Genomic DNA, 17696 nt, shown 5'->3' with positions numbered 1-17696 from the left:
TCCCGGCCGGACCCTGTGGCTGCCAGACCGGAAGTCCGGCCATTGCGGGAATGATCGGTGACATTTCTGGTTATTGATGACTTACCCGGTTTTTTTAATGGCGGCGCGCGGCGCGTTCTTGAACAGGATTCGCTAATTTGCTTACGCAGCGCCCGGCGGCGGGCTCTGAAGGCGTTTCCGCGCACCCCGGCGCGACAGAGCGTTCGCTGTCCGCCCAAACGCAGTAAAATCGAAACTTTGCCCAATATCGTGCGGCGAGCGCCGCTCCGCATCCATGTCCGTCCAAAAACCGACTTTCCAGCAGATCATCCTGCGCCTCTCGAACTTCTGGGCCGAGCACGGCTGCACGCTGCTCCAGCCCTACGACATCGAGGTCGGCGCCGGCACCTTCCACACCGCCACCTTCCTGCGCTCCATCGGCCCGGAACACTGGAACGCCGCCTACGTCCAGCCTTCCCGCCGCCCGAAGGACGGCCGCTACGGCGAGAACCCCAACCGCCTGCAGCACTACTACCAGTACCAGGTGGTGCTCAAGCCGTCGCCGGCCAACATCCAGGAGCTCTACATCGACAGCCTGCGCGCACTGGGCATCGACCCGGGCGCCCACGACATCCGCTTCGTCGAGGACGACTGGGAATCCCCCACTCTTGGCGCCTGGGGGCTGGGCTGGGAAGTCTGGCTCGATGGCATGGAGGTCACCCAGTTCACCTACTTCCAGGAAGTCGGCTCCCTCAGCTGCAAGCCGGTGCTGGGCGAGATCACCTACGGCCTCGAGCGCCTGGCGATGTACCTGCAGGGCGTCGAGAACGTCTATGACCTGGTCTGGTCGATCGGTCCGGATGGCACCCCGGTCACCTACGGCAACGTCTATCACCAGAACGAAGTGGAGCAATCCACCTACAACTTCGAGCACTCCAACGTCGAATGGCTGTTCCGCCTGTTCGGCGAGTACGAGGCCGAGGCCAAGCGCCTGATGGCGGTGCCGCTGGTGCTGCCGGCCTTCGAGATGGTCATGAAGTGCTCCCACACCTTCAACCTGCTCGACGCCCGCGGGGCGATCTCCGTCACCGAGCGCGCCGCCTACATCGGCCGCGTGCGTGCCCTGGCCCGTGAAGTGGCCCAGGCCTATTACAACTCCCGCGAAGCCCTCGGCTTCCCGATGCTCAAGAAGGAGGCCGCGTGATGACCGGCGCGACCCTGCTCGTTGAACTGCTCACCGAAGAACTCCCGCCCAAGGCGCTGCCCAAGCTGGGCCAGGCCTTCGCCAACGCCATCGTGGCCGGCCTGCGCGCCCGCGGGCTCGCCGCGGCCGACGGTGACTTCCGCTGGTTCGCCACCCCGCGCCGCCTCGCGGTGACCGTCGCCCAGGTGCTCGCCGAGGCCGCCGCCAAGGACGTGACCGAGAAGATCATGCCGGTTTCCGTCGCCCTCACGGCCGACGGCCAGCCCACCCCGGCCCTCACCAAGAAGCTCGAGGCCAAGGGCATTCCGCTGTCCGCGGTAGCCGGCTTCGAGCGCCGCATGGACGGCAAGGCCGAAGCCCTGTTCCACACCGCCACCGTGGCCGGCGCGAAGCTCGGCGAGGTGCTCGCCGGCATCGTCCAGGACGCCCTCAAGGCCCTGCCGATTCCCAAGGTGATGCGCTGGGGGGACGGCGACGCCACCTTCGTGCGGCCGGCCCACAAGCTCACGATGCTCCACGGCGCCAGCGTGGTGCCCGGCAGCGTGCTCGACATCGAATCCGGCCGCACCACCCGCGGCCACCGCTTCATGAGCAAGGGCGACATCGAGATCGCCACCGCCGACGCCTACGAGCCCACGCTCCTGGCCGAGGGCAAGGTGATCCCCGATTTCGCCGAGCGCCGCGCCAACATCGAGACCCAGCTCGTCACCGAAGCCGGTCGCCAACATGCCACGCTCGGCGAATACGCCGACCTGCTCGACGAAGTCACCGCGCTGGTCGAGCATCCGACCGTTTACGTCGGCGAGTTCGAGGCCGAATTCCTGGCCGTGCCGCAGGAATGCCTGATCCTGACGATGCGCGCCAACCAGAAGTACTTCCCGCTGTTCGATGCCGCCGGCAAGCTGCAGAATCGCTTCCTGATCGTCTCGAACATGGAGCTGGCCGATCCGTCGAACATCGTCGCCGGCAACCAGCGCGTGGTTCGTCCGCGCCTGTCGGACGCGCGCTTCTTCTTCGAGCAGGATCGCAAGGTCGGCCTCGGCGCCCGTGCCCTCAAGCTCGACACGGTGGTCTACCACAACAAGCTCGGCTCGCTGGGCGAGCGCGTCCAGCGCCTCAACGCCCTGGCCCGCACGATCGCCGTGCGCCTGGGTGCCGACGAGGCCAAGACCAGCAACGCCGCGCTGCTGTGCAAGGCCGATCTGCTCACCGACATGGTCGGCGAGTTCCCCGAACTGCAGGGCACGATGGGCCGCTACTACGCCCTCGACGCCGGCACCAGCGTCGAAACCGCCGACGCCATCGAGCAGCACTACCGTCCGCGTTTCGCCGGCGACGCGCTGCCCGACACCAACATCGGCAACGCCGTGGCGCTGGCCGACAAGCTCGACGCGCTGGCCGGCTTCTTCGGTATCGGCCAGATCCCCACCGGCGACCGCGACCCGTTCGGCCTGCGCCGCGCCGCACTGGGCGTGCTGCGCATCCTGATGGAAACCCCGCTGCCGCTCGACCTCGGCGAGCTGATCGGCGAAGCCGCCAAGGGCTTCGCGTCGGGCCTGCTCACCGCCGAGGTGGACGCGCCGCTGTACGACTTCATGCTCGAGCGCCTGCGCAACCTGCTCCGCGACGCCGGCCATGCCCAGGATGCCGTGGACGCCGTGCTGGCCCTGAAGCCGACCCGCATCGACCTCGTCGTGCCCAAGCTCGAAGCCGTCGCCGCCTTCCAGCAACTTCCCGAGGCCGCCGCGCTGGCCGCCGCCAACAAGCGCATCGTCAACATCCTCAAGAAGGCCGAAGGCGAGCTCAAGGAGCCCGACGTCGCGCTGCTCGTCGAGGATGCCGAGAAGGCGCTGTTCCACGCCATCGTCGAAGTTGCCCCGCTGGCCCGTTCGCACTTCCAGAACGAGGCCTACACCGATGCGCTGCGTGTCCTCGCCGGCCTGCGCGCGGCGGTGGATCGCTTCTTTGACGAGGTGATGGTGATGGCCGAGGAGCCGCTGGTGCGCCAGAATCGCCTGGCGCTGCTGGGCCAGCTCGCCGGCCTGATGAACCAGGTGGCGGACATCTCGCGCCTGTCGGCCTGACGTAAAACGAGGGCAAGTCCATGAAACTCATCGTGCTCGACCGGGACGGCGTCATCAACTTCGACTCCGACCAGTTCATCAAGTCGCCGGACGAATGGAAGCCGATTCCCGGCTCCCTCGAAGCCATCGCGCGGCTCAACGAATCCGGCTGGCGGGTGGTGGTCGCCTCCAACCAGTCGGGCGTCGGGCGCGGCCTGTTCGACATGGACACCCTCAACGCCATCAACGAGAAGATGACCAAGGTCCTCGCCCTGGCGGGCGGGCGGCTGGACGCCATCTTCTTCTGCCCCCACGCGGCCGATTCCACCTGCGACTGCCGCAAGCCCAAACCGGGCATGTTCGTGCAGATCGCCGAGCGCTTCAACGTGGACATGAAGGACGTGCCGGTGGTCGGCGACAGCCTGCGCGATCTGCAGGCCGGCGCGGCGGTGGGGTGCCAGCCTTTCCTGGTGCTCACCGGCAAGGGCGCCAAGACCCAGCTCGACCCGGCGCTGCCCGAGGGCACCCAGGTTTTCGCCGACCTGGCCGCGGTCGCCGCCCAGCTCACCGCCTGACAGGAAGGCCCATCGTGGTTCTGCTTCGCAATCTGCTGTTCATGCTCGCCCTCGCGATCTTCACGCCGCTGTACGCGCTGATCGCGATGGCCACCTTTCCCTTCGGCCCCGAGCTGCGCCACAAGATCATCCGCGGCTGGCCCCACATCATGGCGTGGGTGATCAAGCATGTGCTGGGCATCCCGTACCGCCTGATCGGGGTCGAGAACATCCCCGCCGGCCCGGCCATCGTCATGTCCAAGCACATGTCGGCCTGGGAGACCATCATGTTGCAGGACATCTTCCCGCCGATGGTCTTCGTGATGAAGAAGGAAATCCACAAGCTGCCCTTCTTCGGCTGGGGCATCGCCCAGATGCCGATGATCGCCATCGATCGCTCGGCCGGCAAGGATGCGCTGGCCCAGGTCGAGGAGCAGGGGCGGGACCGCCTGGCTCACGGCTTCTGGGTCACGATCTTCCCCGAGGGCACCCGTGTCGCCCCGGGCAGCAAGAAGCGCTACAAGGCCGGCGGTTCATGGCTGGCGGCGCGGACCGGCACGGTGGTGGTGCCGGTGGCCCACAACGCCGGCGAGTTCTGGCCGCGCAACGCCTTCCTAAAGCGCCCCGGCGAAGTGGTGGTGAGCGTCGGGCCGCCGATCGACACCACCGGCCTGTCCGCCGACGAGATCAATGCCCGCACCGAGGCGTGGATCGAGGGCGAGATGCGGCGCCTGTTTCCCCATCACTACCGCCAAGCGCAACCCCGTCGCAAGGAGTCCGCGCAGGCGTGACCGCGCCGGCCGTCGAATCCCGCGAGATCGTGCTGGACGGGCTGCGGGTGGCTTACACCCTGCGCCGCAGCGTCCGCAAGACGCTGGGTCTGCGCGTCGATCATCGCGGTCTGACCGTCGGGGTCCCGCTGCGGGTTGGCCTGCGCGAGGCCGAGGCCTTCATCCGCAGCCACGCCGCGTGGGTCGTGGACAAACTGCGCAGCCGGCCGGCGCCGTCTGCGCCGCCATCTTTCGAGGTTGCCGACGGCACGGCGTTGCCGTTCCTCGGCGAATCCTGGACGCTGCGCATCGGGCGCGGCAACAATCGCGCGCACTGGCACGGCCTCGGTACCGAGCGCGTGCTCGAACTGCTGCCGCGTAGCGGGGGCGATGTACGCCGGTTATTGTTGCGGGAATTGCAACAAAAGGGCCTCGATTTGTTCAGAAATCGGGTCGAGGAATTCTGCCTGCGCCTCGCGCGGCCGGTCCCGCCGGTGACGCTCTCCAATGCCCGCACGCGGTGGGGCAGCTGCAGCAGCCGTAGCGGCATCCGGCTGCACTGGCGGCTGATCCACCTGCCCTTGCCGCTCATCGACTACGTGGTGGCCCATGAAGTGGCCCATCTCGTCGAAATGAACCACTCGCCGCGTTTCTGGTCGGTGGTGGCAGCGCTGTATCCCGATCACGTCGCCGCCCGCAAGGCGCTGCGCGAGGCGGCGACGGATCTTCCTTCCCTCTGACTTCAGGACTACGACCATGCGACTTCTGCACACCATGCTGCGCGTCGGCGATCTCGACCGCTCCATCGCCTTTTACACCGAGGTGCTCGGCATGCGCCTCCTGCGCCGCAACGATTACCCGGAGGGCAAGTTCACGCTGGCTTTCGTGGGCTACCAGGACGAGGCCGATGGCGCGGTGCTGGAACTGACCCACAACTGGGGCGTCGCGTCCTACGAGCTGGGCACGGCCTACGGCCACATTGCGCTGGAGGTGCCCGACGCCTACGCCGCCTGCGACGCGATCCGTGCCCGCGGCGGCAAGGTGGTGCGCGAGGCCGGGCCGATGAAGCACGGCACCACGGTGATCGCTTTCGTCGAGGACCCGGACGGCTACAAGGTCGAGCTGATCCAGGCCAAGTCCTGACGCGCGGGGGGCTCAGGCCGCCTGCGCGAAGGCTTCGCGCAGGGCGGCGAGTTCCCGGTGCAGGGCGGCGAGGGCGGCCGGTGCGTCGTCCATGCGCTTCTCGCGGCCGAGGCGTTCGAGCAGCAGCGCGCTGGCCTGGGCGCGGTTGGCGCAGAAGTTGGACACCGCGCCCTTGAGGGCATGGGCGGCGTTGTACAAGGCTTCGGCATCGCGGGCCTTGACCGCGGCGTCGATGTCGCCCACCAGCCGGGGTTCATCCTCGGCGTACATTTCAATGAGCTGGGCGAGCAGTTCCTCGTCGCCGCCCAGATTGAACAGCACCTTGCCACGCTCGAACACCGGACCGCTGACGGTGGTGGGTTCGCTGCGCGGCGGCGGGGGATCGTCGTGGCCGGAGTGGTGGATCAGCACGTCCACCAGATCGGGCGCATGCACCGGCTTGGAGAGGTAGCCGTCCATGCCCGCGGCGAGGCAGCGCTCCCGGTCGCCCTTCATGGCGTGGGCGGTCATCGCGATGATCGGGGTGCGCGGCGAACCGGCGGCCTCCCGCTCGCGGATCTTGCGGGTGGCGTCGAAGCCGCCCATCACCGGCATCTGGACGTCCATCAGCACCAGGTCGTAGCGGTTCCGGGCGTGCAGGTCGAGGGCTTCCTGGCCGTTGCCGGCAACGTCGGCCTGATGGCCGAGCTTGGCGAGCAGGCGCAGGGCCAGGGTCTGATTCACCGCGTTGTCTTCGGCCAGCAGGATGCGCAGCTGGCGTTTCTGTTCGCGCAGGCTGTGGCGGGTGATGAGCGGCGAACGCTCGTTGCCGGTGTCGTCCACCGGGTCGACGCTGAGCAGGATGGCGTTGAGCAGATCGGACGGCGGGGTCGGCATCGGCAGGTAGGCGGAGATGCCCATCTCGCGGCAGCGCGCGCCGTCGCCGCGGCGACCTTCGCCGGCGAGCATGACGACGCAGGGTGCGGGCCCGGCGGCCGAGAGGATCGCCTCGGCGAGGTCGAAGCCTTCGATGTCGGGTAGCTGGGTGCTGATGAGGATGACCCGGTAGGGCTTGCCGTCGGCGCCGCCGCGGGCCTGTTCGCGCAGGGCGCCGCTGGCGTCGGCGACGGTGACCGGCGCCATCCGCCATTGTCGCAGCAGCTCGACGAGCATCCCGCGTTCGCTGTCGTTGTCCACCGCGACGAGGACGGGCAGGCCCTCGAGGTGGGTCTTTTCTTCGGCCAGCGGTGCGGCGTGGCCGGCTTCGAAGTGGGCGGTGAAGTGGAAGGTGCTGCCTTCGCCCGGCGCACTCTGCACGCCGATGCGACCGCCCATGGCCTGCACCAGCTGGGCGCTGATGGTGAGCCCGAGGCCGGTGCCGCCGTAGCGCCGGGTGGTGGAGGTGTCGGCCTGGGAGAAGGCTTCGAAGATCAGGCCCTGCTTGTCGGCCGGAATGCCGACGCCGGTGTCGCGCACGCTGAACGCCAGCTCGATGCCGGATTGGTCGGCGTTGCCGGCCTGATGGCCGGGTTCCACGAGGACGCAGACTTCGCCCTGGTCGGTGAACTTGATGCCGTTGGAGATCAGGTTGATGAGCACCTGACGCAGCCGGTGCGGATCGCCCACGAGGCTGTCGGGTACGGCGGGGGCGACCTGGGCGGTGAGCTGCAGGTCCTTTTCGGCGGCGCGTTGCTGCAGGGTGCGCACGGCGAGGGCGACGCAGTCGCGCAGGCTGAAGTCGATGTGCTCGAAGTCGAGCTTGCCGGCCTCGATCTTCGAGAAGTCGAGGATGTCGTTGATGATCCCGAGCAGGGCGTTGGCCGAGGTCTTGACGAGGGTGAGGTATTCGCGCTGTTCGGGGTCGAGCCGGGTGTCGAGGGTGAGGTCGGTCATGCCGATGATGGCGTTCATCGGGGTGCGGATCTCGTGGCTCATGTTGGCCAGGAAATCGCTCTTCGAGCGGCTGGTGGCCTCGGCGGCATCGCGCGCCTGGCGCATGGCGGCTTCGGCGGCCTTGCGTTCGCCGATGTCGCGCACGTAGGCGGTGATGAGCCGGCGCCCGCCGCTGTTGACGGCGACGAGGGCGACTTCGGCGGGGAACTCGCTGATGGTTTGGCCGGGGCCGCGGCGCAGGGCAACCGCCTCGATGCGCTCGCCGATGCTGTCGGGGCGGGTGTCGGCGAGGCGTTCGCGCAGGATCTCGGTCTGGGCGTCGCGGACCCGTTCGGGGAACAGCAGGGTGATGGCGCGCTGGCCGATGGCGGCTTCGCGGCGGATGCCGAAGGTGCGCTCGGCGGCGGGGTTGAACTCGAGGATGGCGCCGCCTTCGTCGAGGGTGACGATGCTGTCGAGGGACGCTTCGGCGACGGCGCGGTTGCGCGATTCGCTGGCGGCAAGGGCGGAGTTGCCCTCGTGCAGGCGCAGCGAGGTGCGGTTGAGGGCGTCCACCAGCTGGCGCACCTCGGCCACCGGACTGGCGTCGTCGAGGATCGTGCCCTGGGCGGATTCGAGCTGTTCGGCGAAGCCGGTGGCGCGGGCCAGACTTTGCAGCGGCCGACGCAGGAAGTGGCGGATCGCGAGGGTGCCGAGGATCAGCGTGAGGATGCCGGCGAACAGGCTGTCGGCGATGATGTGGCGCCAGTTTTCGCCGGACGTGGGGGCGACCTCGACGCGCAGCCAGCCCAGCGGGGCCTGGGCGCCGATGCCGGACCAGGCGACGACGTGCTCGGCGCCGTGGCGGGTCGGCTCCTGGGAGGCGTGGCGCGCGGCATCGGGCAGGGGGATCGGCGTGGTGGCAAGGGGCTCGGCGTGCAGGGCTTCGGTGTCGCTGCCGCGGCTGACGCTGGCCAGCGGCACGCCCTGCCGGTCGGTGACGGTGGCGCGGCGGATGTGCGGGTTGTATTCGAGTTCGAGCAGGTGGGCGAGCGCGCTGCGGGTGTCGCCGCCGGCAAGGTGCGGTTCGAGAAGGGCGGCGAGGGTGTGGGTGAGCTCGTCGGTGTGCTGGCGTTCGAGCCGCTCGACGAACTCGCTCTGCTCGTGGCCGATGTAAAAGGCGTAGGCGCCGAGGGCGACGGCCAGCAGCGAGGCGAACAGCAGGGTGAGCTGCTGGCCGAGGCTGCGCAGGCCGAGGCGCGCCGCGAGGCGGTGGAGAGCGTCTTTCATTCGTCTTTGAAGCGTTCGCGGATGAGCAGCACGTCCGGGATCTGGTCGAGGAAGGCGTCGACGCAGGCGGGGTCGAAGTGGCTGCCACGGCCTTCGCGGATGAAATCGAAGGCGGTGTCGAGCGCCCAGGCGGGCTTGTAGGGGCGCGGGGAGGTGAGGGCGTCGAAGACGTCGGCGACGGCGACGATCCGCCCGACCAGCGGAATGGCCTCGCCGGCGAGGCCGTCGGGGTAGCCGGTACCGTCGAATTTTTCGTGGTGGCTGAGGGCGATCTCGGCGGCGAGCTGGACCATCGGCGACGAGGAGCCGGCCAGGATGTCGTGCCCGATGCGCGGGTGCTGGCGCATGATGACGAGTTCTTCGTCGGTGAGGCGACCGGGTTTGAGCAGGATGTGGTCGGGGGTGCCGACCTTGCCGATGTCGTGCATCGGGGCGGCGGTGAGGATGCGCTCGCATAGTTCGTCGTCGAGCCCCAGGCGGCGGGCGATGAGACGCGAGTAGTGGGCCATGCGCAGGATGTGGGCCCCGGTTTCGGGGTCGCGGAACTCGGCGGCGCGGGCGAGGCGGGCAATGGTTTCCTGTTCGCGGGCGACGATCTCGGCGGTCTTTCGGACCACGGCGTCGCGCAGGTCGTCGTTCCAGGTGCGGAGGCGCTGGTGGCTGGCGCGCAGGGCGAGCATGGTGCGCACGCGCGGGTCGAACTCGTGGCGATCGATCGGCTTGGTGAGGAAGTCGTTGGCGCCGGCGGTGAGGCTCTCGTAGCGCACTTCCTTCTCGTGGGCGGCCGTCACCATGAGGATCGGCACGGTGTCGGAGGTGTAGTGCTTGCGCACCGTCTCGATGAATTCGATGCCGTTGAGGTCGGGCATCATGTAATCGACGATGATCAGGTCGGGTTCGTTGTCGCCACACCACTGCAAGCCTTCGATGGGCGAGGTGAAGGTGACGATCTCGGTGCCGGGCGGGGTCAGCTTGCGGACCAGGGCCTGGATCAGGGTGAGGTTGAGCGGTGTGTCGTCGACGATGGCAATGGCCATGAATACTCCCGGAGTGCTGGCGCGGAAGAGGGGAGGCAGCGTCAGATTATCGGCCCGCAGTCGTCGAAATTGAGCGGCGTGGCGGGCGAGCTGGCGGTGGGCGCGGGGGCGACGCGGGGCAGGGTGAGGACGAACCGGGTGCCGGCGCCGGGTGCGCTGTGGACGACGATGCGCCCGCCGAGCACCTGATTGGTCAGATTGTAAACGATATGCAGTCCGAGTCCGGTGCCGCCCCGTCCCAGACGGGTGGTGAAGAACGGGTCGAAGATGCGGCGCTGGTCGGCGGCGGCGATGCCGTTGCCGTCGTCGGCGAATTCGATCTCGACCCAGTTGTCGCCGAGCGGGCGCGGGGTGATGACGATGCGTCCGCCAGGGCGGCCGTCGAAGGCGTGCTGCAGGGCGTTGCTGACCAGGTTGGTGAAGATCTGGCCGAGGGGGCCGGGGTAGCTGTCGAGGGTCAGGCGGTCGATGTCGGCGATTTCTAGGGTGTAGGGGCTGCCCTTGAACATCGGGCTCAGGGTGATCGCCATCTCGTGCATGACTTCGCCCAGTTCGAAATGACGCCGCTGCTCGCTGGTCTGGTCCACGGCCACCTGCTTGAAGCTGCGCACGAGCTCTTCGGCGCGCTGCAGGCTGCGCATGAGCAGGTCGACGGCCTGGGGGGCGCCCTGGGCGAACTCGTCGAAATCGCTGCGGCGCAGGGCCCCGGCGGCATGGGCCTGGGCGATCTCGTGGGTGCGTGCAGCAAGGGTGGTGGCGACGGTGACGCTGTTGCCGATGGGCGTGTTGAGTTCGTGGGCGATGCCGGCCACCAGCGAACCGAGGGCGGCGAGCTTTTCGTTGCGGATGAGTTCTTCCTGGGTCTGGCGCAGCATCTCGAGGGCCGCGCTGAGCTCGGCGGTGCGTTCGGCGACGCGCTTCTCGAGGGTCTGGTCGAGGTCTTCGATGTGGGCCTGGACGGCACGCAGTTCGGAGATGTCCACCAGCGACCAGAGGGCGCAGTCCTCGCCGTTGATGCGCAGCCGGCGGGCCGAGATCAGGCAGGTGGCGATGCGCTCGCGGCCGTGGGGGCGCAGGCGGACTTCGCGCTGGGTGATCACGTCGGTGTCGTCGAAGGAGGCGTAGAGGGCGTCGTAGACGCCCGCGTCAACCCAGCAGCCGAGTTCGCCGGTGGTGCGGCTCAGCACGCTCTCCCGGCGGATGCCGAACAGGCGCTCCCAGGCGGGGTTGGCGTCGAGGTAGGCGCGGTCGGCGATGCGGGTGAGGGCGAGGGCGCAGGGCGCGGAGTTGAAGATGGTGGCGAACTTGGCCTGGCTGTCCTGCAGGTGGGCGGCGGTGGCTTTCTGATCGGTGATGTCGCGGACGATGGCGATCAGGCAGGTGTGGCCGGCGATGACGACGGTGGAGGCGTTGAGCAGGCAGTCGCGGCGGCGTCCGTCGGCGGTGCCGAGGGTGCACGGGAAGTCGCGCAGGCCGGCGTTCTCGGAGAGGATCTCGACGACCGCGACGCGTTCTTCGGGGTAGGGCCACAGGCCGAGCGCGAGGCTGGTGGTGCCGATGGCGCGGGCCTGCGGCCAGCCGGTGAGGGCGACGAAGGCCGGGTTCACGGCAAGCAGTTGTCCGTCCGAGAGCCGGCTGATGCTCGCCGAGACGGGGCTGGCGTGGAAGGCGGTGGAGAACATCGCCTCGGCGACGTGCTGGGCTTCGTCGGCGGCCTGACGGGCGTGTTCGAGACGGCATTGCTCGGTGATGTCGCGGCACACGGTGAGCACGCAGGGCTGGCCGCCGATGTCGAGCCGGCGGGCGCGCAGCCGGGTTTCGAGGCATTCGCCGGCGCGGGCGCGCAGACGGGTGGGGCGATCGCTCACGCTGCGCCCGGCGAGCAGTTGGGCCTGGATTTCGGCGAGATCGTCGGGATCGTCCCAGATGCCGAGCTCGCGGCAACTGCGGCCGAGGCTGTCGGCGCGGGCGTGGCCGAGCAATTGCGTCCAGTTGTCGTTCATCTCGATCAGCACGCCCTCGGCGAGGGTGCTGAGGGTGGCCATGTCGGGCAGGAAGCGCAGCACCGGCGCGAGTCGGGCCAGCTCGGCGTCGAAGTCGGAGGGTGGGGCTGGCGTGGGCATGGCGGCTAGCGCAGCGCGCGCACGAGGTCGGCCATGGTCTGGAAGCCGAGGTCGTAGAAGTGCTGGAAGATCGGGGCGAGGTGGCTGAGGGAGAGGATCAGCACGCCGAAGCCGACGGTCAGGGTGATCGGGAAGCCGATGGCGAAGAGGTTGAGCTGCGGCGCGGCGCGAGTGAGCACCCCAAGGGCGATGTTGGTGATGAGCAGGGCGGTGACGATCGGCAGGGCCATCAGCAGGCCGGCGGCGAAGGCGGTGCCGCCGAAGCGGGCGAGCAGCAGCCAGCCGCCCTTGTGGGGTGGGGTGGCGGTGATCGGCAGCCATTCGAAGCTGTGGGCGAGGGCGTCGACCATCAGCAAGTGGCCGTTGAGGGCGAGGAAGATCAGCGTCGAGACGAGGGTCAGGAATTCGCCGACGACGCCGGTCTGGCCACCGGCGACAGGGTCGAAGAAGGTGGCGAAGGACAGGCCCATCTGCAGGCTGACGATTTCGCCCATCACGTCGAGGGCGGCAAACACCACGCGCAGGGTCAGGCCCATGGCGACGCCGGTGAGGGTCTGCTGAACGAGGGCGAGCAGGCCGTCCCAGGAGCCGAGGGAGATCGTCGGCATGGCGGGGAGGGCGGGAATCAGGCCGAGGGTGATGCCGAGGCCGACGACGAGCTTGATGCGCCGCGGGATGCCGCTGTTGCCGAACACCGGCGCGACGCCCACCAGCCCGAGGACGCGGGCCAGCGGCAGTGCCAGCAGGGCAAGCCAGGCGTCGAGCTGGGCGCTGGTGACCGACAGCATGGCGCTAGCCGATCATGGCCGGGATGCTTTCGAACAGACGCCGGATGAAGTCGGTCATCATCGTGATCATCCACGGCCCGGCCAGCACCAGGGTGATGAAGGTGGCGATCAGCTTGGGGACGAAGGACAGGGTCTGTTCGTTGATCTGGGTGGCGGCCTGGAAGATCGAGACGATCAGGCCGGTGACGAGGGCGGCGATGAACAGCGGCGCGGACACCAGCAGGGTGAGTTCGAGGGCCTGCCGGCCGAGGTCGATGACGGTGGTGGGCGTCATGGTGGGGCGTCTCCGGGTCAGCCGAAGCTCTGGACGAGGGAGCCGATCAGCAGGTTCCAGCCGTCGACGAGCACGAACAGCATGATCTTGAAGGGCAGCGAGACGATGGCCGGGCTCATCATCATCATGCCCATCGACATCAGCACCGAGGCGACGACCATGTCGATGATGAGGAAGGGGATGAACACGATGAAGCCGATCTGGAAGGCAGTCTTCAGTTCGGAGGTGACGAAGGCCGGGATGACGACGCGCATCGGCAGATCGTCGGCCTTCTCGACGCGGGGCGTCTTGGCAAGCTTGGAGAACAGGTTGAGGTCGGGCTCGCGGATCTGCTTGAGCATGAAGGTCTTGACCGGCACCGTGGCGCGGTCGAGGGCTTCGTTGAAGGTGATGCGGTTCTCGGACAGCGGCTGCCAGGCGTCGGTGTAAACCTTGTCGGCCACCGGCGCCATGATGAAGAAGGTGAGGAACAGCGACAGCCCGACCATCACCTGGTTGGGCGGCGAGGTCTGGGTGCCCATCGCGTGGCGCAGCAGCGACATGACGATGATGATGCGCGTGAAGCTGGTCATCATCAGCACGATGGCCGGCAGGAAGCTCAGGGAGGTGAGCAGCAGCAGCGTCTGCACCGACAGGCTGTACTGGGTGCCGCCGCCGGCGGGCGTGCTGGTGAGGGCCGGCATGGCCTGGGCGAGCGCCGGCAGCGGGGCCAGGAGCAGCAGCGGCGCGAGCCGGCACAGGCGGGCCGACGGCCGGGAGGGATGCAGGGTTTTCATCGGGGGCGACGCTCCAGCGTCTGTTTGAGCCAGGTCTGGAAATCCTTGCCGCCGGGCAGCGGTGGCGCGCTGTTGCCCGAGGGCGTGGGCAGGTCGATGGCGTCGAGGGTGTGCAGCGGGGTGACGCGGCCGGGGGCGACGCCGAGGACGAGCACCTTGTCGGCCACCTCGACGAGCACCACCCGCTCGCGCGGGCCGACCGACGCGGCGCCGCGCAGCTTGATCAGCCCCGCGCCACCGCCCTTGCCGGCGCCCAGGCGCTTGAGCACATGCAGGCTAACCACCAGCAGACCGATCACGAGGCCGAGGCCGAGGAACATCTGCAGGGCGCTGCTGGTCAGGTCCGGCGGCGCTTCGGCGGCGAAGGCCGGGGCGACGGGGAGCATCAGGCTGGCGGCGAGGTGGAGAGGGCGCATGGCGATGGCGGGTGATTCCGACGGCTTTCGGGGGAGTCTGCCGCCGAGCTTAACTGTGCCCGACGTCGCCCCATGGACCGATAAGGCGGGCAAAAGGGTACTTTTTCATGCTTTCGGATTGCCCGTCCGAACTCGCCCCAGCGCCTATACTCAAAGCTCATGGAGCGGCACCGGCTTGCTTGCAGCCTGCTCCGGAAGACGGCAGACCCCAACAGAGTGGAGGTGCGATCATGTTGCTGTGGCATCGTGACAGCCAGCTCGCGGCTGGCGTGGCAGACGGAGTAGTGGCGCTGACGACGGCGCCGTCGGGCTACGAGGCGAAGCGCCAGCGGGCCTTGCAGATCCTGGGCGAGCGGTGGCTGCTGCACCGTGCCAACGCACCCGACCGCCGGCCTGCCCAGTCGGTGCTCGCGCGCGGGCGCGTCGGCGCGCGCTAGGCGGCGTTGCCGCCGCACGCCGTCCGCCCCCTGAAAACGCAAACCTCCCGGCGGCGTGGGCCGCGGGGAGGTTTTCGTGTTTCCGGCGTATGCGGGGCTAGTTGCGCAGTTTTCGGATGCGCTCGGCGGGCGTGATGATGTCGGTCAGGCGGATGCCGAACTTGTCGTTCACCACCACCACCTCGCCCTGGGCGATCAGGGTGCCATTCACCAGCACGTCCATCGGTTCGCCGGCAAGCCCGTCGAGTTCGACCACCGAGCCGTGGGCGAGCTGGAGCAGGTTGCGGATCGCGATCTTGGTGCGGCCGAGTTCGACGGTGAGCTGGACCGGGATGTCCAGGATCATGTCGTAGTCGTTGATCGATCCGCTCTTCTGGCCGGTCTGGCCGAAATCCGGGAAAAGCTGGCTGGCGGGCTTGGCCTGGAAGGGCGACTCCTCGCCGAGGGCGGGCTCCGCCGGGTCGGTGAGCCCCTCGGCGGCGGCCTGCTCCTGCATGGCGGCGGCCCAGTCGTCGTCGCTGATCTGGTTGTCGTCGGGGGTGTCGGTTTCGGACATGGTTTACTCCTGGCTCTGCGCCGGGGTTTCTTCTTCCTGGGCGAGGAAGCGTTCGATCTTCAGCGCGTACTGACCACGCTGCACGCCGTAGCGGCATTCCATGAACGGGATGCCATCCACTTCGGCCTGGATGATTTCGGGGATGTTGAGCGGGATCACGTCGCCGGGTTTCATGTTGACGATGTCGCCGAGGGTGACCTCGGCCGTGCCGAGGCGGGCCATCAGGGTGACTTCGGCGCTCTGCAACTGCTTGCCCATCATGCTCACCCAGCGGTTGTCCTGGGTGATGTGGTCGCTCTGCATCGTCGAGTAGAGCGTTTCGCGGATCGGCTCGAGCATCGAGTACGGGAAGCAGAAGTGCATTTCCGCCTGCGAACCGCCGAACTCCAGCGTGAAGGACGCGGCCACGACGACTTCTGCCGGGGTGGCGATGTTCGCGAACTGGGGGTTCATCTCGGAGCGCACGTACTCGAATTCGAGCTTCTGCACCGGCGCCCAGGCCTTGCTGTATTCGTCGAAGGTGACCTTGAGCAGGCCCTGGATGATGCGCTGCTCGGTGAGGGTGAAGTCGCGCCCTTCGACCCGGGTGTGAAAGCGCCCGTCACCGCCGAAGAGGTTGTCCACCACCAGGAACACCAGGTTCGGGTCGAGCACCACCAACGCGGTGCCGCGAAGTGGCTTGGCGACGAACAGATTGAGGTTGGTCGGCACCACCAGGTTGCGGACGAATTCGCTGAACTTCTGCACCTTGATCGGGCCCACCGACACTTCGACGTTGCGGTGCATGTAATTGAACATGCCGATCCGCAGGTAGCGGGCGAAGCGCTCGTTGATGAGTTCCATCGTGGGCATGCGCCCACGGACGATGCGTTCCTGCGTGGCGAGGTTGTACGGCCGGATGCCGTCGCCGCCGTCCTGCTCGTCGGACTCCCCGGTGACGCCCTTGAGCAGGGCATCAACCTCTTCCTGGGAGAGAAAGTCCTGAGCCATGGTGAATGCCTTGTGTGCTTACTGCACGATGAACTGGTTGAACAGCACGGCCAGCACCGGGCCGTCGTCCTCGGGGCGGCTGCGCTTGTTCTTCTTCTTGGGATTGGGCGCGTAGCCGAGCACGTCGTTGGCCTCTTCCTTGATCTCGTCGGCGAGCTCTTCGCGACCGTCGGAGGTGGCCAGGTCGGACGGTTTCTTGGACGACAGCAGCATGATGATACGGTGCTTGAGCTCGGGCATGTAGAGCTTCAGCGAATCGCCCACCTTGGCGTCGGACACCCGCAGGACCATCGTCGATTGCAGGAAGTGCTCGCCTTCCTCGGGGGCGAGGTTGACGGTGAATTGCTCGAGCTGCACGAACACCGGCGGCTTGGACGGATCGACCTTGACCTTCGGGGGTTCGTGGTGGGCGGGCTCTTCCTCGGCGTCCTCGCCGTCGGCCGCGTGCTTCTTCTTGCCCATCAGCATGAAGGCGCCGCCGCCTGCGATGGCCAGGATCAGCACCGCGACGATGATGATGATGAGTTTTTTCTTGCCACCCTTGGCAGGGGCTTCGCCTTCGGCGGCTTCCGCCTTGGCCGGTGCTTTCGACATGCTGGATTACTCCTTATCTCGCTGCATTGTTATCCATCACGTTCGCCCGCCAAGCCTGGAATAAGGGCAGAAGCGCCCGTCATTTGTGGCGATTCAGGCGAACGTATCCACCAATCCTTCCGCGCGGCGCAGCCAGCCGCCGCCGGCCGCGCCGGTGACGTTGGGCTCCTGGGCGCCGCCGCCACCGGTCCGCCAGGTGCCGCCGCGCCGGCCGTCGCCGGAGTTGCCGGGCTGGCCGGAGGTACCGACATCGGTCTGGCCGAGGTTGATGCCGCTCTGTTCGAGGATTTCGCGCAGGCGCGGCAGGCTTTGTTCGATCAGGTCGCGCGCGGCCGGCGTGGCGGCGACGATCTGGGCGCTGGTCTGGTCGCCGGCCACGGTGATGGAGACTTCGACCTTGCCCAGCTGGGGTGGGGTCAGGGTCAGTTCGGCGTGGCTCTCGGCGTGGCCGACCATCCAGCTCACCCGGTTGCCCACTTCCTCGGGCCAGCCCGGGGAGCCGGCGGGGGTGGCGACGTGGAGCGGCACCGGCGCGGCCGGAGCCTGGGGCGATTCGCCCCGCAGGTTGGCGAGGGCGGCGGCGTGGATGGCGGCGAAGTTGTTGGTCGGCGCGGTGGCAGAGGCATCGGCACCGGGCTCGGCGCCGCGGCTGCCGGTGCCTTCGGTGGCGAGCGCCTTGGTGGCCTCGGTCGACGCGGTGATCGCAGGGCGGGCGGTGTCGGCGGCAAGCGGGCCGGTGCGGGCGGCAAGATTTGCCGCTTCGCCGGCCAGTGCTGCCGTCGTGCCGGCGGGCTTGCCGTCCTTCGCGGTGCCTTCGGACGGCGCGGCGTCGCCACGCACGGGGTCGGGGC

Annotated in this window: 18 protein-coding genes; 7 read left to right on the top strand and 11 right to left on the bottom strand. The window is 68.2% G+C overall.

Features of this window, described 5'->3' with window-relative positions; translation table 11 throughout:
• Positions 1–274: 274 nt before the first annotated feature.
• Genes glyQ through gloA form a run of 6 tightly spaced genes read left to right on the top strand, consistent with a single transcriptional unit; the run spans position 275 to position 5713 of the window.
• Positions 275–1183: a glycine--tRNA ligase subunit alpha gene (gene glyQ, locus ACE3P2_RS03370; protein WP_374261018.1), complete on the top strand. Its 909-nt coding sequence runs from the start codon at positions 275–277 to the stop codon at positions 1181–1183.
• Positions 1183–3267, top strand: coding sequence for a glycine--tRNA ligase subunit beta (gene glyS, locus ACE3P2_RS03365; RefSeq protein ID WP_374261015.1), 2085 nt, complete (start codon positions 1183–1185; stop codon positions 3265–3267). The genes glyQ and glyS overlap by 1 nt, the downstream gene beginning before the upstream one ends.
• 20 nt (positions 3268–3287) lie before the next feature.
• Positions 3288–3821, top strand: coding sequence for a D-glycero-beta-D-manno-heptose 1,7-bisphosphate 7-phosphatase (gene gmhB / locus ACE3P2_RS03360; RefSeq protein ID WP_374261013.1), 534 nt, complete (start codon positions 3288–3290; stop codon positions 3819–3821).
• Positions 3822–3835: 14 nt separating this feature from the next.
• A complete protein-coding gene (locus ACE3P2_RS03355; RefSeq protein WP_374261011.1) occupies positions 3836–4591 on the top strand; it encodes a lysophospholipid acyltransferase family protein in 756 nt (251 codons plus the stop codon).
• Positions 4588–5310 (top strand): M48 family metallopeptidase, encoded by a 723-nt coding sequence (locus ACE3P2_RS03350; protein ID WP_374261008.1) that lies wholly within the window; start codon positions 4588–4590, stop codon positions 5308–5310. The genes ACE3P2_RS03355 and ACE3P2_RS03350 overlap by 4 nt, the downstream gene beginning before the upstream one ends.
• Positions 5311–5326: 16 nt before the next feature.
• Positions 5327–5713, top strand: a complete 387-nt coding sequence (gene gloA, locus ACE3P2_RS03345; RefSeq protein WP_374261006.1) for a lactoylglutathione lyase — start codon at positions 5327–5329, stop codon at positions 5711–5713.
• A gap of 12 nt (positions 5714–5725) precedes the next feature.
• Here gloA and ACE3P2_RS03340 read toward each other — a convergent pair whose 3' ends face one another.
• From ACE3P2_RS03340 to fliO, 7 genes are read right to left on the bottom strand one after another with little or no spacing between them, the layout of a single operon-like run.
• A complete protein-coding gene (locus ACE3P2_RS03340; protein ID WP_374261004.1) occupies positions 5726–8854 on the bottom strand; it encodes a response regulator in 3129 nt (1042 codons plus the stop codon).
• Positions 8851–9891: an HD domain-containing phosphohydrolase gene (locus ACE3P2_RS03335; RefSeq protein ID WP_374261002.1), complete on the bottom strand. Its 1041-nt coding sequence runs from the start codon at positions 9889–9891 to the stop codon at positions 8851–8853. Before ACE3P2_RS03335 ends, ACE3P2_RS03340 begins: the two co-directional genes overlap by 4 nt.
• 41 nt (positions 9892–9932) lie before the next feature.
• Positions 9933–12014 carry a PAS domain S-box protein gene (locus tag ACE3P2_RS03330; protein ID WP_374261000.1) on the bottom strand — a complete coding sequence of 694 codons (2082 nt, stop codon included), beginning with the start codon at positions 12012–12014 and terminating at the stop codon, positions 9933–9935.
• Positions 12015–12019: 5 nt separating this feature from the next.
• Positions 12020–12802, bottom strand: coding sequence for a flagellar biosynthetic protein FliR (fliR, locus tag ACE3P2_RS03325; RefSeq protein ID WP_374260998.1), 783 nt, complete (start codon positions 12800–12802; stop codon positions 12020–12022).
• Positions 12803–12806: 4 nt separating this feature from the next.
• Positions 12807–13076, bottom strand: coding sequence for a flagellar biosynthesis protein FliQ (fliQ, locus tag ACE3P2_RS03320; protein ID WP_374260996.1), 270 nt, complete (start codon positions 13074–13076; stop codon positions 12807–12809).
• A 17-nt stretch (positions 13077–13093) separates the two neighbouring features.
• Complete coding sequence (fliP, locus tag ACE3P2_RS03315) at positions 13094–13852, bottom strand: flagellar type III secretion system pore protein FliP (RefSeq protein ID WP_374260994.1); 759 nt, start codon at positions 13850–13852, stop codon at positions 13094–13096.
• Positions 13849–14268, bottom strand: coding sequence for a flagellar biosynthetic protein FliO (fliO, locus tag ACE3P2_RS03310; protein ID WP_374260991.1), 420 nt, complete (start codon positions 14266–14268; stop codon positions 13849–13851). The genes fliP and fliO overlap by 4 nt, the downstream gene beginning before the upstream one ends.
• A gap of 230 nt (positions 14269–14498) precedes the next feature.
• Between fliO and ACE3P2_RS03305 the strand changes: the two genes are divergently transcribed.
• On the top strand, positions 14499–14705 hold the full coding sequence (locus ACE3P2_RS03305; protein ID WP_374260988.1) for a hypothetical protein: 207 nt from the start codon (positions 14499–14501) through the stop codon (positions 14703–14705).
• A gap of 97 nt (positions 14706–14802) precedes the next feature.
• Here the strand turns inward: ACE3P2_RS03305 and fliN are convergent, their stop codons facing one another.
• The 4 genes from fliN to ACE3P2_RS03285 form a co-directional block, all read right to left on the bottom strand.
• Positions 14803–15261: a flagellar motor switch protein FliN gene (gene fliN, locus ACE3P2_RS03300; protein WP_374260986.1), complete on the bottom strand. Its 459-nt coding sequence runs from the start codon at positions 15259–15261 to the stop codon at positions 14803–14805.
• Between the two features lie 3 nt (positions 15262–15264).
• A complete protein-coding gene (gene fliM, locus ACE3P2_RS03295) occupies positions 15265–16251 on the bottom strand; it encodes a flagellar motor switch protein FliM (RefSeq protein ID WP_374260984.1) in 987 nt (328 codons plus the stop codon).
• Positions 16252–16269: 18 nt separating this feature from the next.
• A complete protein-coding gene (gene fliL / locus ACE3P2_RS03290) occupies positions 16270–16845 on the bottom strand; it encodes a flagellar basal body-associated protein FliL (RefSeq protein WP_374260981.1) in 576 nt (191 codons plus the stop codon).
• A 93-nt stretch (positions 16846–16938) separates the two neighbouring features.
• Positions 16939–17696, bottom strand: a 758-nt coding sequence (locus tag ACE3P2_RS03285; RefSeq protein WP_374260978.1) for a flagellar hook-length control protein FliK, incomplete at its 5' end; no start/stop codon positions are given.

This window comes from Zoogloea sp. (assembly GCF_041911615.1).
Taxonomy (GTDB): domain Bacteria; phylum Pseudomonadota; class Gammaproteobacteria; order Burkholderiales; family Rhodocyclaceae; genus Zoogloea.
Note: the sequence above shows the minus strand (reverse complement) of the source record. Positions and strands in the feature narration are given on the sequence as shown.